Here is a 16,026-nt window from a genome sequence, read left to right as displayed (position 1 = left end):
ATCGTCACAATCTCCAGGAAATCGGCAACCCGTCACCGGACAAACGGTCCAGCGCAGGAAGTAAGACCTGTCGCAGGGCAAAGCCATCTTCGGCCAGCACACGTGCGACAAGCACATCATCAGACAAAAGCGACGCACCCGCCGTGCGGGGCAAAACCCGCCGCAAGGCATCGCGTTGCGCCTCGGCATCGGCACCGACGTAGACAAGGCTCGCCATGGCTCCGGCACCACCGCCGACAGCCGCCCGCCCCATCACATCGACCAGATCACCCTCAAGCCGGATGGAATCGCAATAGATCGGCACGCCGTCCCGCCAGACCTCGATCCGGTCGCGCAGACAGGCGTCGTGCAACCGCTCGCCCATCGCCGCGCGGCCAAAGATCACCGGCTCCACCAACAGCAGACGCGCATCCGCATCCAGATCGGCGCGAAGACGCCGCGACAGGCGCGCGCCCTCGAACAGGATCAATTCCTGCGGCAACCAGTCAATCCGCCCGCCTGCCGCGACCCTTAGCTGGGTCGTCACATTGGCCCAACCCTGCGCTGACCGATAGGCACGCTCGGCGGCTTGCGTGGTCAGCACCAATCGCGAACCCTCGCCCGCCGCGCAGTTCAGCGAAAGACGGTCACCGCCGGTCAGACCGCCTGAGGTATTGATGACAATCGCCTCCACACCCTCCGCGCGCCGCGGAAACAGCGCCTTCATGCAGCCTTGCGTGCGGAACCGGTCGATGGCGGACAGCGGGCCACGGGCTTTGGACGACAGCTGCAGATCACCGACCGCACGCGGTTGCGCCTGAACATCTGCCGATATGTGCTGCTGTACTGTCACAACGCCCCCGTTCACTTCTTGCCCATTGCTTAATCGTCACCGCCACCGAACAACAGGATTCGCGGCCAATTACCCCAAACACCCGCAAATTACGCACTAAAATTGTGCAGTTCGAGTGATTAACGATGAAAAAGCAGTCAGTCGAGCGCGTCACCTGTCAGAACCGACACCCCCGATTGACCTAAAGCCACCCTACGGCGCGTGATGTCGCTGCCCGCTGCGAGAGAGTCGCAAGACCACAAGACAGCCGGGTGTGTGACGACCTGACGAATTGGACCTCGGATCAGGCCGCCACACGGGATGCAACCAACGTTGCGGGGGGAGTATGGCGCATGTTTTGCGCCTGAAACACCCTCGCAAGAGGGAGAAAACGATGAACAAGTTCACCAAACTGCTGACCGGTGCTGCTGCGACCGCTCTGATTGCGGGCACCGCGCAGGCACAGGATTGTGCAGACCCGATCAAGGTCGGCGTGCTCCATTCGCTGTCGGGCACCATGGCGATTTCGGAAACCACGCTGAAAGACACCATGGAAATGCTGGCCGCAGGCCAGAACGAAAAGGGCGGCGTCATGGGCTGCGAGCTCGAGGCCGTGGTCGTCGACCCCGCCTCCGACTGGCCGCTGTTCGCCGAAAAAGCGCGCGAACTGCTGACCGTACACGAAGTCGACGTGATCTTTGGCAACTGGACCTCCGTGTCGCGCAAATCCGTGCTGCCGGTGATCGAAGAGCTCAACGGCCTGCTGTTCTACCCGGTCCAGTACGAAGGCGAGGAATCGTCGAAGAACGTGTTCTACACCGGTGCTGCGCCGAACCAGCAGGCGATCCCTGCCGTGGATTACTTCCTCGAGGAACTGGGCGTCGAGAAGTTCGCTCTGCTGGGCACCGACTACGTCTACCCGCGGACCACGAACAACATCCTTGAATCCTACCTGCAGGAAAACGGCATCGCCGCCGAGGATATCTTTGTGAACTACACGCCCTTTGGCCATTCCGACTGGGCGACCATCGTGTCCGACGTTGTGGCGCTGGGTGAAGACGGCAAGCAGGTTGGCGTGATCTCGACCATCAACGGTGACGCAAACATCGGCTTCTACAAAGAACTGGCCGCCGCTGGTATCTCTGCCGATGACATCCCCGTTGTGGCCTTCTCCGTGGGCGAGGAAGAGCTTTCCGGCCTCGACACCTCGAACCTCGTCGGCCACCTCGCCGCGTGGAACTACTTCATGTCCGCCGAAACCGATGCCAACGCCGAATTCATCGAACAGTGGCATGCCTTCATCGGGTCCGAAGACCGCGTGACCAACGACCCGATGGAAGCGCATTACATCGGCTTCAACATGTGGGTGAACGCGGTTGAGCAGGCAGGCACCACCGATGTGGACGCCGTCCGCGAAGCCATGTGGGGCCAGGAATTCCCGAACCTGACCGGCGGCACCGCCGTGATGGGCGTGAACCACCACCTGTCCAAGCCGGTTCTGATCGGCGAGATCCGCGCCGACGGCCAGTTCGACATCATCTCCTCCACCGACCCGGTGCCCGGCGATGCATGGACCGACTTCCTGCCGGAATCCGCGGTTCTCAAGTCCGACTGGAAAGATCTGGCCTGCGGTATGTACAACACCGAGACCTCTTCCTGCGTCCAGCTGGAATCCAACTACTGATCGCGCTGGGTCGGGCGGGGATGACCGTTCCCGCCCGCACCACCCGCATCACAGCGTAGGGCGGCGCTATGCGCCGCCTTCCTTTCCCCAGACGATCCTTTACGACAGGCCCACCCATGCTCCGAGCCCTTCTCGCGGTCCTTTTGCTGATCGGGCTTCACAGCCCCGCGCACGCCCAGACTGGCGATCTCCAGACCATCCTCCAAGAGCATCAGGCCCAGATCGTGAAACCCTCGCGCTCCAAGGTGGCCCCCGCGATCGAGGCGCTGACCGCCTCTGGCCTGCCCGAGGTGCCGTTGTTTCTCGAAGATTGGCGGGACAAAAACATCTGGGTGGCCGACGACGGGCTGTTCTACGCCATAAGCGGCGACACTGTCACAGACATCACCACGCGCACCGATGTGGCCATTTCCAAGGATACGTTGACCCAGATCCGCCCCAACGGCGGCGTGCGCCGTGTCATCAACGAAGCCCTGGTGCAATTCCAGCTCTCCGATCCCGATATCACCCGCCGGACAGAAGCAGTGGATGCCATCGCACGCAACCTGTCCCCGGACCAGATCGCGCCGCTCTCGGGCGCGATCGACAACGAAGCCGACCCCGCGCTGAAACTGCGCAAACAGCGTTTGCTGAACTATCTCACCGCCCGCTACGGCGACAGCACCGAGGCACGTATTGACGCGATCGAGGCGCTGTCCTCTGACCTCTCTGTCGAAGGCCGCGCAGTGCTCAGCCAGATCCTGAGCACGCGGACCGAAATCGCCCAAACCGCGCCCGATGGCGCGAACATCGCCGGTCAACTCACCCCGGGCGAAGACCTGCCCCGCCTTGCGGCTTACAGCCAGATCGCACAGGCTGCGGACCTGCCGCCGGTCCTGTCAGACACCGACATCCGCAGCGCGCTGGAACAGCATGTGGACGGCGGCAAGGTGGCAGGTGTGTCCGTGGGCACACTCAGTGACCTCGACGCGCGTCTGACCGCCTATGACCGTCTCTCCGCAGAGGGTACCCTGCCCCCACGCGCCACCGAGGACATGATTTCGCAAACGCTGGCGGGCTACACCATCTTCGAGATCTACGACGAACCCGACGCGGCCATCACGGATGCCGCGCGCACCACGCAGAAGGCGGTCAACACCCGCGTCGGTGCCTCGCAAACCGCCGATCTGGCGCTGGACGCGATTTCGCTGGCCTCGATCTACTTTCTCGCAGCCATCGGACTGGCCATCACCTTCGGCGTCATGGGCGTCATCAACATGGCCCACGGCGAATTCATCATGATGGGCGCCTATACCGGCTTTGTCGTGCAGCAGATCATCCCCAATTACACGGTGTCCCTGATCGTCGCGCTGCCTTTGGCCTTTGCCGTCACCTTTGCCGCCGGTGTTGCGATGGAACGGTTGGTTATCCGGCACCTTTACAGCCGCCCTCTGGAAACCCTGCTGGCCACCTTCGGCATCTCCATTGCGCAGCAACAGCTGGCCAAGAACATCTTCGGCACGCAGGCCCGTCCGCTGACTTCGCCCGCGTGGCTGGACGGCAATCTCGCCTTTAACGAGGTCATCTCGATCAGCTACATCCGCATCGCGATCTTTGTTCTCGCGCTGATCTTTCTCGCACTTCTGCTTTTCATCCTGAAGCGCACCCGCCTCGGGCTGGAGGTCCGCGCCGTGACGCAAAACCCGCGTATGGCGGCCTCGATGGGCATCAACCCTGACCGGATCAAGATGATGACCTTTGGCCTTGGCTCCGGCATTGCCGGTATCGCAGGCGTGGCCATTGGCCTGTATGCCAAAGTCACGTCGGAAATGGGCGCGGATTACATCGTGCAATCCTTCATGACCGTGGTTGTCGGCGGCGTCGGCAATGTCTGGGGCACGCTGGCCGGGGCCACGATGATCGGCACCCTGCAAAAGGGCATCGAATGGCTGAACCCCTCCAATACGCTGGCCGCACAGACCTACATGATCCTCTTTATCATCCTGTTCATCCAGTTCCGCCCCAAGGGCATCGTCGCCCTCAAGGGCCGCGCCGCCGGAGACTGACCATGCGCATCGACATCCTGCCCGCCCCGACCCCCGCCTTCGAGGATCTGGTGAACACCCATACCACCTTTTGTGATGGCACCGCACCGGCCGAAAGCTGCCACCGCTTGCCCGTGACGGCCCTGTTCACCCCCGATATCACCGTTTGGGCCGCCCATGACGGTGACGCCCTGATCGGGATGGGCGCGCTCAAGACGCTCACCCCCACCAAGGCCGAGATCAAATCCATGCACACCCGGACCGCCGCCCGTGGCAAGGGCACCGCAAAGGCGCTGCTCGAGGCGATTGAGACCCACGCCCGCGCCCGCGGCATAACAAGCCTGTGGCTGGAAACCGGCGTGCATCCTGACTTTGCCGCGGCCCGCGCGCTGTACGCGGGTCTGGGCTTCACCGAATGCCCGCCCTTTGGCGACTACCAACCGGACCCGCATTCGACATTCATGACCAAATCACTGGAGGCCGCGCAATGAACCGCTCCTTCCTTGCTCAGAACCCCTCCGTCTTGTGGTTCCTCGCCATCCTCGGCTTGTTCACCCTGATCGTGACTGTGTGTTCCGAGGCTTTCGGCGCCGGGCTGATCTCCACCTCCTTTGTAAAGACATTGGGCAAAACCCTGTGCCTGTGCCTCATCGCCGTGGCGATGGATGTGGTCTGGGGCTATTGCGGCATCCTGTCGCTTGGCCATTTTGCGTTCTTCGGCATCGGCGGCTACGCCGTCGGCATGTGGCTGATGTATGCGCGCACGGAAATCATCGTGACGGGCAGCCTGTCAAACCAGTTGATCCCCCCCACCAGCACCGAAGTGCAGGACGCCATTGCCACGCAGATCTTCGGCGTGGTCGGCGCATCAGAATTCCCCGCCATATGGGCCTTCGCCCATTCGCTGCCACTTCAGCTTCTGATGGTGCTTCTGGTGCCCGGCGTGCTCGCCCTTGTGTTCGGCTGGCTCGCTTTCCGCAGCCGTGTGACCGGCGTCTACCTGTCGATCCTGACTCAGGCGATGACGCTGGCCCTGTCGCTGTACCTCTTCCAGAACGACAGCGGGTTGCGCGGCAACAACGGCCTGTCGGGCCTGCAAAACATCCCCGGTGCCGAGAACATCCCACAAAGCGTCATCTCGATCTACTTCCTCTGGGGGTCGGCACTGGCCTTGGGCTGCGGTTATGTCCTCTTCGCCTGGGTCGTCTCGGGCAAAATGGGCAGCGTGATCCGCGCCATCCGCGACGACGAAACACGCGTGCGGTTTCTGGGCTACCATGTGGAAAGCTACAAACTCTTCGTCTTTACCCTGACGGCCATTGTCTCGGGCATCGCGGGCGCGCTGTATTACCCTCAAGCGGGCATCATCAACCCCGCCGAGATCGCACCGATAGCCTCGATCTACCTCGCGGTCTGGGTCGCCATCGGCGGACGCGGTCGCCTCTACGGCGCGGTTCTGGGCACTGTTTTCGTCACACTTCTGTCGAGCTGGTTCACCGGCGGCGGGGCGCCGGACGTGAACCTTGGCGTCTACACCATCCAATGGACCGACTGGTGGTTGGTGCTGCTCGGCACGGCTTTCGTCGCGGTCACACTCTTCGCACCGCAGGGGCTCGGCGGCCTCGTCGACAAACTGAAAGGCGCCAAAGCATGACCACCCTTCTCGAAATGTCCGGCGTCTCTGTTTCCTTCGACGGGTTCAAGGCAATCAACAACCTCTCCTTCCAGATCGCAGAGCCAGAGCTGCGCGCCATCATCGGCCCGAACGGCGCAGGCAAAACCACCTTCATGGACATCATCACCGGCAAGACCAAACCCGACGAGGGGCGCATCACATGGGGGGATCGCAACATCTCCCTCCTCGGCCTCAGCGAATCCCAGATCGCGCGCGAAGGCATCGGGCGCAAATTCCAGAAACCCACCGTTTTCGAGGCCCAGACCGTGCGCGAAAACCTCGCCATGGCGCTAAAGAACCCGCGCGGCCCCTTCGACGTGCTGTTCTACAAGAAAACCAAACGTGGCGCCGAGCGCATAGAGGCCATCGCCGAACAGACCGGCCTCAGCGACGTGCTGCCGCGCATCGCGGGCGAACTCAGCCACGGCCAGAAACAATGGCTCGAAATCGGCATGCTTCTGGCGCAGGAGCCGCGCTTGTTGCTGGTCGACGAACCCGCCGCCGGCATGACCCCGGCAGAGCGCGAAAAGACCACCGAAATGCTGGTGGAGGCCGCCAAAACCCGCGCCGTGGTCGTCGTCGAACATGACATGGAATTCATCCGCCGCCTGAACTGCCGCGTGACCGTTTTGTGCGAAGGCTCCGTCCTCGCCGAAGGCTCCATCGACCATGTCACCTCCGATCCGCAGGTCATCGACGTCTATCTGGGCCGCTGATCCATGCTTTTTCTTGGTCCAAATACCTTCTTTCACCGCCTGCCACGGGCGGCCACGTCTAACGGGACGCACCAATGCTGACGCTTGAAAACCTGACCCTCCACTACGGACACAGCCAGATCCTTTACGACATTTCCATGCAGGCCGAACCAGGTGCGGTCACCTGCCTCATGGGCACCAATGGCGTGGGCAAAACCTCTCTGCTCAAGGCGATCTCCGGCACCCACCCGCGATCCGGTGGCACCATGACACTGGACGGACAAGACATCGCCGCCAACACCCCCGCCCATGCGCGCGCCCGTGCGGGCATCGGCTACGTTCCACAGGGCCGCGATATCTTTCCGTTGATGACGGTGCGCGAAAACCTGATGACGGGCTATGCCTGTATCGACAAAGCAGACTGGACCATCCCCGACGAGGTCTTCGACCTCTTTCCGATCCTCAAGGACTTTCTGAACCGCCGTGGCGGGGATTTGTCCGGCGGGCAGCAGCAGCAACTGGCGATTGCGCGTGCGATGATCGCCCAGCCCAAGCTGCTGCTTCTGGACGAACCCACCGAAGGCATCCAGCCCAATATCATCAAACAGATCGGCGAGGTCATCAAATATCTCCGCTCAAAAGGCGACATGGCCATTGTTCTGGTCGAGCAGTTCTTTGATTTCGCCTACGAACTCGGAGATCATTTTGTGGCGCTCGAACGGGGCCGGGTAATCCACAATGCGCCGCGCAGCGACACCGCCCGCGACGATCTGCTGGCCAAGGTATCGGTGTGACGGCGGCAAAGATACATCCCTGATTCCTAGAAACTTTTACTGGAAAATCCGGCTCTCCGTGCAGGTGCTTACCGAGCACGGCAGGAGAATGTTAACACTCCACGGGCTAGTCCATGGGAACATTGCCGCAACCGCCGGATTTTCCCAATGCCCCAATCGTTTGAAGACAAGCTTTCGGCCTATCAACTCGACGGATCGAACCTCGACCATTTGCGCGCCGCAGGTCAGCTTTTGATCCCTGAACTCGATCGCGTGTTGGAAAATTTCTACATCCGCGCGCGCGCCAACCCGGAGGCCGCCGCATTCTTTGACAGCCCCGACCACATGGATCGCGCCCGAAACGCACAAAAGCTGCATTGGGAGCGTATTCTGCGCGGCGAATTTGACGCCGAATACTTTGCCTCCATCGAACGGATCGGGCGGGTGCATGCCCGCATCGACCTGCCCATAACTCTGTATATGTCCGCCTACACGCTGGCGACGTCGGATCTGATCACGATCTTTTTGAACAAATGCCGCAAGGGGTTCCGGCGCGCCAAACTCACCACCATTCGTGAACAGCTGTGTGTGCTCAACCGCGCCTTTGCCTTGGATATCGAACGCGTGGTGGACACCACCTTTCGCGTACAGGCCGAGGCGCAGAATGCCGCCTTCCGCCACATCAACGACGCCATCGACAGGCTGGCCGATGGCGATCTGACCGGCACCATCCCCTCCCCAGACAACAGCGATTTTCCTGCCAGCTTTGATCCGGTCAGGGTGAAGCTCAACTCCGCCACCGACAAGCTGGGACAAACCTTGGCGCAGGCCTCCGGCACCATGCAGCAGTTGCTGGGCATTATCGGGGATGTGAACGGTGCAGCGATGGAGCTGTCGAACCGCACCGCCAGTCAGGCCGCCTCGCTGGAGGAGACAGCCGCCGCAATCCACGAACTGACAGAAAACGTTCGCCAATCCTCGCAGAACACCGATCTGGCGAAAAACGTCGCGGGCGGCGCTGCGCAAAACGCCCGCAACGGGGCAGAAACCGTGTCAGACGCGTCAGAGGCCATGGGCCGGATACAGACCTCGTCCGATCGCATCACGCAAATTATCGGGATGATCGACGACATCGCCTTTCAGACCAATCTGCTCGCCCTTAACGCCGGGGTCGAGGCCGCCCGCGCAGGCACCGCCGGACGTGGCTTTGCAGTGGTTGCCGAAGAGGTCCGTGTGCTTGCAGGAAATGCCTCCGATGCTGCCCGTCAGATCAAGGATCTGGTCACCGGCAGTTCCACGGAGGTTGCGACCGGCGTGGACCTGATCCAGCGGGCAGCGGAAACATTGGATACCATTGTCAGAGATTTCGGTCAGGTGTCAGAATTGTCGACCGACATCGCCACAGCATCCTCTGAACAGGCCACGGCATTGTCAGAGGTCAACGCAGCCATCGCCCAAATGGATAGCGTGACGCAACAAAACGCCGCCATGGTCGAAGATACCACCGGCGCGGCCGATACGATGCGCGGTGCCGCAGAACAGCTTATGGATCTGTTGGCCAATCTGCGGGTTCCGCCATTGGCAGAACAGGGCAGTTGGGAAACGGAGCGGCACAGCGCATCAGACCAGACCGCCGCTTGACCAAGCGTCTACGGCAGCCAACCGTCGTACAGTGCAAATCCGCTTTGCAATGGCAGGTCGACCGGCTGGCCAGTGCGGGCAGAGTGGTAGACCGCACTGACGAACTCCAGCGATCTGCGCCCATCGGCCAAAGTCACCTCGCGCCCCCCTTTGCCATCCAACGCATCGGCGACGGCCCCGAAAAACCCGGTAAAGCCCAGCGGCTCAGGCAAGGCATTGGCCACGACGTCATCAATCTGGGCCTGCGTGACAGGGGCGCGGGCGGTAAAACGCCACCCCTCTGCCGCGGGCTGATAGGGCGACACACCGCTTTCAACCGTGACCCCGTCAAACATCAAACGCAGGCGCGAAGTATCCTGCGCCGCGCCCAATGTGACGGAAGACGTCAAAACAGCCCCGTTCTGCATACGGATCGCCAAGGCCGCGCAATCCTCGACCTCGATATCATTGACCCGCGTGGCCAGCTCCGCATGCACACGCGCCACAGGCCCCAGAAAGGCGGGCAGGAAATCGTGGATGTGGATGGCATGGCCCAACACCGCGCCGCCGCGCTCACCAGTCCAGGTGCCGCGCCAATCCACAGCGTAATAGGCGGCATCGCGGTTCCAATGCGTCTCGACCGTGCCGGCATAAAGCGTCCCCGCCAGCCCCGCGTCGATCAGCGCGCGCAGTTGCGCGGCCCCGGGACCAAAACGGTATTGAAACACCGGAAACACCCGCTTTCCGGTTTCGGATGCTTTTGCGATCAATGCGTCTGCCTCGGCCAGTGACGCGACCAAGGGTTTTTCGCAAACCACATCCTTGCCCGCCTCCAGCGCGGCCATGGCGCAGGGCGCATGCAGATGGGGCGGCAAACAGATGTCAACCAGATCGACCTGCGGGTGCGCCAGAACCGCCTCGAAATCCGAGGACGCCTGAACCCCGTGCGGATGGGCGACGCTCTCGGCGCGGGCGCGGTTTAAATCGCAGACGGTCACGACCTCGAACCGATCGGGCAAGGCAAGGTAGGCGGCCAGATGCTCTGCCCCGATGCCGGCACCGACGATGGCGACCTTAATCATTCTGTTCGGCCTTCATCTGCGCCTCGAGGGCGATCTGCATGGTCAGAAAGGTATGCTCTTGCGGCGCGGCGGAATAGCCACGCGTCTGCACATCATCGACCAGTTGCCGGAAATAGGGCAGCTCCACCTCGCGACAGTCGATATGGGCGTTCTCGCGGCCATTCACGAGATACAGGTTATCCGTGCGATGCGGCTGCCCGATGTCGGTGTACTTTCTGCATTCAATGCTGCCTTCGGTGCCAAGGATAAACAGGCGACCATCGCCCCATGTGGGCAAGCCATCCGGCGTGAACCAGTCCAGACGCAAGTAGCCGTGCCCGCCATCACCGATCAGGGTCATCTCGCCAAAGTCCTGAAAGCCGGGATGTTGCGGCAAAGTGGTGTTCTCGACCAGCGCATGCGCAACGCGAGCCTCGGTCGAGCCGGTATAATGCAGGAACTGGTCCACCTGATGCGATCCGATATCCACCAAAATCCCGCCATAGCGTTCGCGTTCAAAGAACCAGTCAGGCCGCGTCTTCAGATTTTGTTTATGCGGGGCAAGTGTCACCACCTGAATGACCCGCCCCACGGCCCCCTGCGCCACAAGCTCCGACGCTTTGGCCGCAGCAGGCACCTGAAACCGTTCGGAAAAATTGACCGACCAGATGCGACCGGTGCGCGCGACACAGTCGCGGATGGCATCCAGCTGTTCCAGCGTTGTGCAGCCCGGCTTGTCGACCATCACATCCTTGCCGGCTTCCATCGCCTCGATCGCGAGCGCCGCGCGATCCGCGGGCACTGCGGAAATCAGGATCATGTCTGCATCGGATTCCAGAATGGCGCGCCGGTCAGAAACCTTGGCCACGTCGGGAAAGACGCTGTTGAACTTGTCCTCGGTCACGGCGGGGCCATCGGTCCAATACTGCGCGCAGGTGCAGCCCTGCGCCTGCATCCCCGCCAGCATGCCAAAGATATGCCCGTGATCGATGCCCAGCACCCCAAGCTTCAGGCCCATATCAGATCTCCCCCAATGATACGGTTTGTCCGCTGCGGCCCGCACGTTCCAGCGCCGCGATCAGCGTATGCACGGCCAGCGCATCCCGTCCGGACACCAAGGGCGCGCGCCCTTCGCGGACCGATTGCATAAAATCTTCGATAACAAAGCGGTGCCAGTCAGAGGTAAAGGCCATCGGATCCGCCCCCGCGCCGGACGATGCCGCCTGCCCGAATGTCTCGGTCTCGCCCGACTGCCAATCGACACGCAGCACCCCCGCCTCCAGATGGGCAGAGCCTTCGGCGCAGTGCAGCGTGATCGTCTCCCCCCGCCCCGGAAAGCTCGCAGTGGTGGCAAAGAGCTGACCCACAGCGCCGTTTTCAAACTGCAGTCCGGCGGCGATGGTGTCCTCGGCCTCCATGCTGTGGAACCCCGTGGTGGCTGTCATGGCGTTGACCTTTGCCACTGGCCCCGTCAGCGACAGCATCAGATCCATCGTGTGGATCGCCTGAGAGATCATCACGCCGCCACCGTCGCGGGCATAGCTGCCCCGCCCCGGTTCATCGTAGTAGGATTGCCCCCGCCACCATGGCACGTTGACCTCGGCCAGACGCAGGGGGCCGAGCCGTTTCATCACGCGGCGCAGATCGGCCACGACGGGCCGCGCACGGTGCTGCAACATAATGCCCAAAGGCACGCCCGCGACCTCGCACAGATCGACCAGCTCACGCGCGGCTGCAACGCTGCGCTCGACCGGCTTTTCCATCAGGATCGGCTTGCCCGCGACGGCGAGGCTGCGCACGATATCCACCCGCGCATTGGGGGGCGTGGTGACGATCACAAAGTCCACATCGGATTGCGCGATCTCCGCCAGATCATCGGCGGCCCGCGCCCCCAGATCAGCCCAGTCGCGCACCCAATTGGCGCGCGCCTCCTGCGAACGGGCGTAAACCAGCGACAGATCCAGCCCCGCGCAATTGCGGATGGCGTCGCCATAGGTGCCCGACACCATGCCCAGCCCGATCAGGGCGCATTTCATCGCGTGGGCTCCAGCGCCTGCTCATCTTCCCCGAACAGATGGAACGCCTCTGTCGGGAAGGTCACGCCAATCTGCTGCCCACGCTTTAGCGGGATCTGATGGGCGTGCTGGACCGTCAGCTTTTCCCCATTGGCGAACGCGCCGTAGATATAGGTGACCGCGCCAAGCTGTTCGTAGTTCTCGACGGTGATGACCTCGTCCCCGTGGCCGTCCAGCGATACACCGATGCGTTCGGGGCGAATGCCCAGCGTCACAGGCCCGCTGCCCGCAAAGGGCACATCGCGCACCATGCCGCTGTCGAGCTTCAGGATGCCCCCCTCCAGCGCGCCGCTAAGAAAGTTCATCTGCGGCGCACCGATAAAGCCCGCCACAAACTTGTTCGCGGGCCGGTTATAGAGATCAAGCGGCGCGCCCACCTGTTCGATCCGTCCGCCGCGCAGCACCACGATCCGGTCCGCCATGGTCATGGCTTCGATCTGGTCGTGGGTGACGTAGATCATCGTATTGCCAAGCTTGCCGTGCAGGTCGCTGATCTCGACCCGCATTTGCAGGCGCAATTCAGCGTCGAGGTTGGACAGCGGCTCATCGAACAAAAAGATCGTGGGTTCGCGCACGATGGCACGGCCGATGGCGACGCGCTGGCGCTGACCGCCGGACAACTGCCCCGGACGACGTGACAGCAGGTGGTCGATCTGCAGCATCTTGGCCGCATGTTCGATCCGTTCCGAGATCTCCTCTTTGGGCATGCGCATGTTTTCCAGCCCAAAGGACAGGTTCTGGCGCACCGACATATGCGGATACAGGGCGTAGCTTTGGAACACCATGCTCAGCCCCCGCTCGGACGCAGGCACGCCGTTGACGCGCCTGTCCCCCAGCAGGATGTCGCCGGACGTGGGATCATCCAGACCTGCGATCAGGCGCAACAGCGTGGATTTCCCGCAACCGGACGGGCCGACAAAAACGACGAATTCACCCTCTTTGATCTGCAGGTCGATGCCGTGGATGACATCAACGGAGCCAAAGGATTTGCGGATATCTTTAAGTTCCAAAGCGTGCGTCATTTCAGGCCTGTCGTCGCAATTCCGGTGGTGATGAAGCGCTGCAGCCAGACAAAGACCAGTGTGATCGGAATAAGGGTCACAACGGTCATGGCCAGGATGTAGTGGAAGTCCGAATTGAACTCTCCGGCGAACTGGGTCAGCCCCAGTTGCAGCGTGTGTTTGGACGGGTCCGAGATCAGCACGATCAGCGGCCACAAGAAGTCATTCCAGCGCCAGATCACGCTGAGGATCGCCAGCACGGACAGCGCGGGCAAGGACAGCGGGATGACAATGCGCCAGAAGATGCGCCATTCGCTGGCCGCATCCATACGCGCGGCCTCCAACAGCTCGTCCGGGATGGTCAGCATGTATTGGCGCAGCAAGAACACCCCCGTTGGCGTAGCAGCGGCCGGGATGATCACCCCCCAGAGCGAGCCGAATATCCCGAAGGACCAGACCACAAAGAACAATGACACCAGAATAATGGAGGCCGGGATCAAAAGCGTGGCCACAATCAGGATGGTAAAGGTCAACCGCCCCTTGAACCGGTATTTCGACAGGGCAAAGGCCGCCATCGCGTTGATCAACAGCGTCACCAGCGTCGCCGCCACGGTCACAAAGACCGAATTCCACAGATAGGTGAAAAAGTTGAACGTCTCCTGCCCGTTCCGCTTCAGGATCGGGTCAAGGTAGTTTTCCACCGCGACGCGCATTTCCTCATGCGGGGTCAGCGTCTCTTTGGGCACCTGAAACACGGTGTCGGGATCGTCCAGCGCCGCCACATCGGTGATCTTGCGGGTGGGGCCGGCTTTGACCACCAACTGCTCGCTTCCATCAGGCGCGGTGTAGATCCACACGGGCCGCTCGCCGCGATCCGCGGTTTCGGTCACCACCTGTGTCATCGGCAGAATACGGGTGTCGAAACTGTCCACCGCGATTTCCGATTTGATCGAGGAAAACAGCGTCCACAGCACCGGGATCAGGATCACAAGAACCCCGACCACCAGATAGCCATAGGCAAGGACATCCTGCAGGCCGATGCGGCTGGCGCTGTCCGCGCCGCCCTTTGTGCGGGTCAGAAAGGTTGCAACGCTCATGATGCGGCCTCCTGTGTGCGGGGTCGATTGGAGGTGTGCAAAGTCTGGGTCATAGCTCGGATTGTCTCCGCGTCAGCCACAGCTGGAAGAAGGTAAAGACCGCGATGACCACCGCCATCAGGATCGATCCTGCCGCCGCCTGCCCGTAGTCGGGATGATCGTTCGAGAATGCGACCTCGTAGATGTTTTGCACCACCATAAAGGTCTCGCGGCCCGGGCCACCGCCGGTCAGCAGGTAGACCTCGTCAAAGATCTGGAAGCTGCGGATCAGGCTGAGGACAATCACCACGGTGAGCGTCGGCATGACCAACGGCAGGGTGATGCGGCGGAAGGCGCGGAATGGGCTGGTCGCGTCCATCTTGGCGGCCTCATAAAGATCAGCCGGGATCGCCTGCAGACCCGCAAGCAAGATCAGCATGTAAAAACCCATGTGCGACCAGCAGAAGACAAACACCAGCCAGAAGAAGGCCCAGCCTGTGCGCGGGGTCACCAGCCAATTGACGGGACGGTAGCGCTCAAACGCAAAGACCGCGTCGAACTGGATCGAAAGCAGCAGCAGCGCCGCCAGCGCCGCCCCCACAAACAGCGCGGACCGAAAACCGCTGGCCACAGCCCACAACAGACCCAAGCCCAGCGCCAGCCCCAGCCAGCCGCTGCCCGACATGTCCAGCAGGCTCAGCGGGTTGGCCCACCACGTCAGCAGCGCCAGCAAGGCGGCGAACAGACCGGACCACGCCAGCGAAGGGGCCTCGCGCCCCCATGATTTCAGGAACAGGATCATCCCGACCGCCCCAAGGATCACGGTCATGGCAATATCAAAGCCCGCCAGCCCCGCCAAAGCGGTCAGCCCGTCGCGCCCTTCGCCAATAGCGGCGTTCAGCGCGCCTTTGCGGTGAAGCACCCAGTTCCAGATGTTGGCAATCACCACCGGTGACAGCATCACGGGATAAAAGAACATCGCCCGCCAGAACCCGCGCCCCTTGATGTCACGGTTGACGACCAAAGCGGTCAGCAGCGCGGCCACCACCATCACAGGCACCTGAATGACGACGAACCACAGCGTGTTGTACATGCCGGTCCAGAAGTTATAGCCCGCGTTGGTGCAGGTCTTGGGCACCAGAATGTTGTCGCAGTTAAAAATCTCGGCGTATTTCGCCAGCCCGACAAAGGGGCGGTCAAACAGCGCGATCGACGACCCGCCCGTCATGGACACATAGACGTTCAGTATCATCGGCGCGAAGGTAAACAGCCCGAAAATCAACATATTGGGCAGCAAAAGCGCATAAGGCACACCGCCCCGCCCGAACAGGCTTTGGGCCAGTTCCACCGGAAACCCCAACAGGTCCATAAAGAAGCGCGGCACCTGTGCCAGCGTATAGCTGCGATGTCGCAGCAACCAGATCGCACCGCCGAGCCCCCAAAAGAGTCCGAGTGCGGCCATCAGAATTCCGGCCGGGGTCATAGGTCTGTCTCCGTGAGCAGTCGTAGCAGGTCAGGACGCAGCGAATGC

At 61.8% G+C, this 16,026-nt stretch carries 14 protein-coding genes; 7 read left to right on the top strand and 7 right to left on the bottom strand.

Annotated elements, in window-relative coordinates; translation table 11 throughout:
* Positions 1-4 precede the first annotated feature (4 nt).
* Entirely contained in the window at positions 5-832 is an 828-nt protein-coding gene (locus ACN5AZ_RS10925) for an urease accessory protein UreD (RefSeq protein ID WP_419428917.1), read from the bottom strand.
* Positions 833-1,205: 373 nt separating this feature from the next.
* Here ACN5AZ_RS10925 and urtA point away from each other — a divergent pair, with 373 nt between their 5' ends.
* The 7 genes from urtA to ACN5AZ_RS10890 all read left to right on the top strand — a co-directional run bounded on the left by urtA (position 1,206) and on the right by ACN5AZ_RS10890 (position 9,303).
* The gene (gene urtA, locus ACN5AZ_RS10920) at positions 1,206-2,495 is read left to right on the top strand and encodes an urea ABC transporter substrate-binding protein (protein WP_419428916.1); all 1,290 of its coding nucleotides are present in this window, start codon (positions 1,206-1,208) and stop codon (positions 2,493-2,495) included.
* A gap of 116 nt (positions 2,496-2,611) precedes the next feature.
* A complete protein-coding gene (gene urtB / locus ACN5AZ_RS10915; protein WP_419428915.1) occupies positions 2,612-4,540 on the top strand; it encodes an urea ABC transporter permease subunit UrtB in 1,929 nt (642 codons plus the stop codon).
* A 2-nt stretch (positions 4,541-4,542) separates the two neighbouring features.
* Complete coding sequence (locus ACN5AZ_RS10910; protein WP_419428914.1) at positions 4,543-5,010, top strand: GNAT family N-acetyltransferase; 468 nt, start codon at positions 4,543-4,545, stop codon at positions 5,008-5,010.
* Positions 5,007-6,173 (top strand): urea ABC transporter permease subunit UrtC, encoded by a 1,167-nt coding sequence (gene urtC, locus ACN5AZ_RS10905; protein ID WP_419428913.1) that lies wholly within the window; start codon positions 5,007-5,009, stop codon positions 6,171-6,173. Before ACN5AZ_RS10910 ends, urtC begins: the two co-directional genes overlap by 4 nt.
* The gene (urtD, locus tag ACN5AZ_RS10900) at positions 6,170-6,910 is read left to right on the top strand and encodes an urea ABC transporter ATP-binding protein UrtD (RefSeq protein ID WP_419428912.1); all 741 of its coding nucleotides are present in this window, start codon (positions 6,170-6,172) and stop codon (positions 6,908-6,910) included. Before urtC ends, urtD begins: the two co-directional genes overlap by 4 nt.
* A 74-nt stretch (positions 6,911-6,984) precedes the next feature.
* On the top strand, positions 6,985-7,683 hold the full coding sequence (gene urtE / locus ACN5AZ_RS10895) for an urea ABC transporter ATP-binding subunit UrtE (RefSeq protein WP_419428911.1): 699 nt from the start codon (positions 6,985-6,987) through the stop codon (positions 7,681-7,683).
* A 147-nt stretch (positions 7,684-7,830) separates the two neighbouring features.
* Positions 7,831-9,303 carry a methyl-accepting chemotaxis protein gene (locus tag ACN5AZ_RS10890; RefSeq protein WP_419428910.1) on the top strand — a complete coding sequence of 491 codons (1,473 nt, stop codon included), beginning with the start codon at positions 7,831-7,833 and terminating at the stop codon, positions 9,301-9,303.
* 8 nt (positions 9,304-9,311) lie between these two features.
* Here the strand turns inward: ACN5AZ_RS10890 and ACN5AZ_RS10885 are convergent, their stop codons facing one another.
* Genes ACN5AZ_RS10885 through ACN5AZ_RS10860 form a run of 6 tightly spaced genes read right to left on the bottom strand, consistent with a single transcriptional unit; the run spans position 9,312 to position 15,978 of the window.
* Positions 9,312-10,364: a Gfo/Idh/MocA family protein gene (locus tag ACN5AZ_RS10885; protein WP_419428909.1), complete on the bottom strand. Its 1,053-nt coding sequence runs from the start codon at positions 10,362-10,364 to the stop codon at positions 9,312-9,314.
* Entirely contained in the window at positions 10,357-11,361 is a 1,005-nt protein-coding gene (locus ACN5AZ_RS10880) for a Gfo/Idh/MocA family protein (protein ID WP_419428908.1), read from the bottom strand. The genes ACN5AZ_RS10885 and ACN5AZ_RS10880 overlap by 8 nt, the downstream gene beginning before the upstream one ends.
* Position 11,362: 1 nt before the next feature.
* Positions 11,363-12,379, bottom strand: a complete 1,017-nt coding sequence (locus tag ACN5AZ_RS10875; RefSeq protein WP_419428907.1) for a Gfo/Idh/MocA family protein — start codon at positions 12,377-12,379, stop codon at positions 11,363-11,365.
* On the bottom strand, positions 12,376-13,440 hold the full coding sequence (locus ACN5AZ_RS10870; RefSeq protein ID WP_419428906.1) for an ABC transporter ATP-binding protein: 1,065 nt from the start codon (positions 13,438-13,440) through the stop codon (positions 12,376-12,378). Before ACN5AZ_RS10870 ends, ACN5AZ_RS10875 begins: the two co-directional genes overlap by 4 nt.
* Positions 13,437-14,516, bottom strand: a complete 1,080-nt coding sequence (locus tag ACN5AZ_RS10865; protein WP_419428905.1) for a carbohydrate ABC transporter permease — start codon at positions 14,514-14,516, stop codon at positions 13,437-13,439. The genes ACN5AZ_RS10870 and ACN5AZ_RS10865 overlap by 4 nt, the downstream gene beginning before the upstream one ends.
* Before the next feature lie 49 nt (positions 14,517-14,565).
* Positions 14,566-15,978, bottom strand: a complete 1,413-nt coding sequence (locus ACN5AZ_RS10860; protein ID WP_419428904.1) for a carbohydrate ABC transporter permease — start codon at positions 15,976-15,978, stop codon at positions 14,566-14,568.
* Between the last annotated feature and the right edge of the window lie 48 nt (positions 15,979-16,026).

This window comes from Sagittula sp. SSi028 (assembly GCF_048553715.1).
Classification (GTDB): domain Bacteria; phylum Pseudomonadota; class Alphaproteobacteria; order Rhodobacterales; family Rhodobacteraceae; genus Sagittula.
The sequence above is the reverse complement of the archived record's forward strand: the minus strand, read 5'-3'. Positions and strand labels throughout refer to the sequence as shown.

Bases quoted from the DNA above. Each gene is read 5' to 3' on its own strand.
- ACN5AZ_RS10885 (WP_419428909.1), bottom strand. From the start codon at position 10,364: ATGATTAAGGTCGCCATCGTCGGTGCCGGCATCGGGGCAGAGCATCTG.
- ACN5AZ_RS10860 (WP_419428904.1), bottom strand. From the start codon at position 15,978: ATGACCCCGGCCGGAATTCTGATGGCCGCACTCGGACTCTTTTGGGGG.
- ACN5AZ_RS10865 (WP_419428905.1), bottom strand. From the start codon at position 14,516: ATGAGCGTTGCAACCTTTCTGACCCGCACAAAGGGCGGCGCGGACAGC.
- urtC (WP_419428913.1), top strand. From the start codon at position 5,007: ATGAACCGCTCCTTCCTTGCTCAGAACCCCTCCGTCTTGTGGTTCCTC.
- urtD (WP_419428912.1), top strand. From the start codon at position 6,170: ATGACCACCCTTCTCGAAATGTCCGGCGTCTCTGTTTCCTTCGACGGG.
- ACN5AZ_RS10875 (WP_419428907.1), bottom strand. From the start codon at position 12,379: ATGAAATGCGCCCTGATCGGGCTGGGCATGGTGTCGGGCACCTATGGC.
- ACN5AZ_RS10880 (WP_419428908.1), bottom strand. From the start codon at position 11,361: ATGGGCCTGAAGCTTGGGGTGCTGGGCATCGATCACGGGCATATCTTT.
- urtE (WP_419428911.1), top strand. From the start codon at position 6,985: ATGCTGACGCTTGAAAACCTGACCCTCCACTACGGACACAGCCAGATC.
- ACN5AZ_RS10890 (WP_419428910.1), top strand. From the start codon at position 7,831: ATGCCCCAATCGTTTGAAGACAAGCTTTCGGCCTATCAACTCGACGGA.
- urtA (WP_419428916.1), top strand. From the start codon at position 1,206: ATGAACAAGTTCACCAAACTGCTGACCGGTGCTGCTGCGACCGCTCTG.
- ACN5AZ_RS10910 (WP_419428914.1), top strand. From the start codon at position 4,543: ATGCGCATCGACATCCTGCCCGCCCCGACCCCCGCCTTCGAGGATCTG.
- ACN5AZ_RS10870 (WP_419428906.1), bottom strand. From the start codon at position 13,440: ATGACGCACGCTTTGGAACTTAAAGATATCCGCAAATCCTTTGGCTCC.
- urtB (WP_419428915.1), top strand. From the start codon at position 2,612: ATGCTCCGAGCCCTTCTCGCGGTCCTTTTGCTGATCGGGCTTCACAGC.